Genomic DNA, 2,699 nt, shown 5'->3' with positions numbered 1-2,699 from the left:
GGCGATGACCGCGCGAAATCGGAGGTTGACAGCTCCCCGCAATTAAAGGGCCGAAACACAGCGGCTCTTCGGACGTTGGAGTGAGCGGGTCAGAACGCTACTTCGAAACGTTTGCCGATGTCCTCAATCGCCTTCCCCAGAACGACGAGATGGGCCGGACTGTTCAACATCGGATAGAGTTGAATACGGGAAATCAGGTACCCTTTCGCAGGGCCGTCCGCTGCTTCACCGATCGCAATCTGCAACGTATGCGCGGGGTGCAGATCAAAAGGTGAGTCGACATTCGAATCGCCGACATACTCCGCCACGTCGTTGCTACGATTCAAGATCAGATCAAGCAAAAGAGGCTCAAACGCGTCAAGCCCTAGTGTTGCGACCGCAAATGCGTGAGCCGTTTTCGCGAGTGATCGGAGGTAATGGAGGCGATTCACCTCTCCTACCTTCATGGCGACATGGCTTACACCCTTTTCTTCTCCAACGGCTCGGCAAAGGGAATTCGCTACGTCTTTCTCCACAAAAGTCCAGGGGCCGCCGTTTTCATCAATGGGCTGATTAGGAACGCGCAAAAGACGTGGTGGTGGCGACGCCCATAGGCTGAACATGACCGGTATTTCTCCGATCGGCATTAAGCGGGAGCCGAGATTTCTGACCAGCTCGCCTTCCGCATTCGCTTCAAAGAAATGTAGCCTCGCCTCCGTAGGGCGATCCTTCTTGTTCCGCGTAGGCGCATCGACCTGCGCTCGGAATATACCTAATTGCTTCTTGAGCACTTCCTGCTCATACGGCTGGATGATCTCTTGGCACGTCTTGCAACACGACTTTTCCAAAATGAGTGTGTTGGCCGCGAGGGCGTAAGGGATAACGTGCTCGTCGGTGAGCGCCGGGCTTGGGTCATAGCAGTAGATACATTTCCCTGGTGAAGGGACGCGCCGAGCTTCCCGCTTGTCCAAGTCAAATTCCGACAACAGCACTTTGGTATCGCCCGTTTATTTGTTGCCCGATGGCTGTGACGCCGTGCTCAGATGCTCTGGATAGATTTCGGCAAGGCGTTTCCAGGCAATGTCCCCAATATTGGGCATCGAAATATGAACCCCCACGTCATTCCAGGGCGCATCTGGCATAACGGATCCCGAGGTCCAATTCAGGCTCGTGACGACTAGGTCGTCGCTGTCCCAAGCGAGCAATTTGCCATGGAGTCGAATCTTTGCTTGACCAAGGCGCACGCCGTTTAGGGCTGCTTCCTCTTTCAATGCTCGCGCGTGTCGCTTTTTGAGTGGGCCTGCCGGCACTGTGTAGAGGATCACGACCTCAACGTTCCGTCCTGCGGCTGACTCGCCTTGCATGAGCGCTCCAGGTCGTGCGGTCGAACCAAGACGATCGCAACCAATCAAGAGGCGCTGTTGTGCATCCTGAGAGGCACGTAGCACGACATCTTCGTGAGCGGCCCCCGCAATAAGAGCGACCTTGTGTGGGCCACCCCGAGGCGGCTCTCGGCGCAAATCAGTGACAGTGATTGCCAGTTCGTAGGCCAAACTGTCCGCGACAGCACGACGCGCAGCCAGCCGCTGAACCAGTCGACAAACGTCTGCAACGAGATACTGATCACGCAATATCGCGGAAATCTCTACGGCATTGAAAGGCGTTGAAAGCCAATTGCAGGATCCCACAACCGCCAACCAGCCATCGTGCTCGGTGTCGAGTAGCAGGATTTTAGCGTGCGACCCCGTGCTTCCCATATGGAACGTAATCCGTCCTCTTAGGTCTGGGTCCTCGTGAATCCGCTTGGCGATGGAAACTGCGTTTACTCCCGATCGGGTAGGGTTTTCATCTTCGTCATTGTCACCCCAGAGAAAGTCGATCTTCACACCCCGCTCGCATGCCTTTCTGAGGGCAGGGAGTAAAGCATCGAAGCTTTTCGTATCGAGGAACGTCGAGTGGATGATCATTCGTCGATGTGCACGTTCCAGCATCGACATTAGGCAATCCCGGTGAGCGGCGCCTCCGATCACGAGGTCTTCTTCCTTAAACTCGCAATCGTGCTGTGCCGCGCATTCGAGAGGCTGCTCGCGATGACCGCCATAGGTTACTGGGATCTGGCGAGTGCCAGCGGGTCGAACGGCCGCATCCAAGATTAGTTGGCGTAACGGCTCTCCAGCTTTTTCGGGTATACCGCGTACGCTCCCATCAATCACCGGAAACACCATGAACTCGTCCTGGCGAACTGATGCTGTCCGTGGATCTATGGAGGCAATCTGCTCATCCCAACCACGCGTCGCAATCTCAGACAAACGCGCCAAGTTCGCTTCGTGGGACAACGATGGTCCTCCACCAGCGACGACAACAAATCGGACCTCCGTTCCCCCATCGAGATGGCGGTGGAGTCGCTGGGTACTGGGAATCGTCACATGAGAGGCTGGAAAGAAGTCGCCCGTAGCGAATTCGACTACAAAATTCGCCTGCTTGGTGCTTCGCTTGGGAAAGACCGGCAAAGGATTGCCCCCGCTCACCGAAAGCATCCCGAAATCACTCACCTGGAAGACGGATCCCCGTTCTGAAAGGGCAACCTCTACAAGGCGGAACCGCATCAGTCGGCTCAGAGAAGCTACGACGATCTGGTGAGGAAGCCCCAAAGAGGAGCTCAAGCTGCCCATCGGTTGGGGCTCATTATAGATGGCCAACAACAAAGGCCAACAACAAAG

At 55.8% G+C, this 2,699-nt stretch carries 2 protein-coding genes; both read right to left on the bottom strand.

Annotated elements, in window-relative coordinates; all coding sequences use genetic code 11:
- Positions 1 to 89: 89 nt before the first annotated feature.
- Positions 90 to 971 (bottom strand): hypothetical protein, encoded by an 882-nt coding sequence (locus AC1DJT_RS35885; RefSeq protein WP_476835973.1) that lies wholly within the window; start codon positions 969 to 971, stop codon positions 90 to 92.
- Positions 972 to 986: 15 nt separating this feature from the next.
- On the bottom strand, positions 987 to 2,699 hold a 1,713-nt coding region (locus tag AC1DJT_RS35880), incomplete at its 5' end, for a phospholipase D-like domain-containing protein (RefSeq protein WP_476835972.1).

The organism is Allobosea sp. 05T422_2 (assembly GCF_056396265.1).
This window is presented reverse-complemented; position numbering and strand designations above follow the sequence as displayed.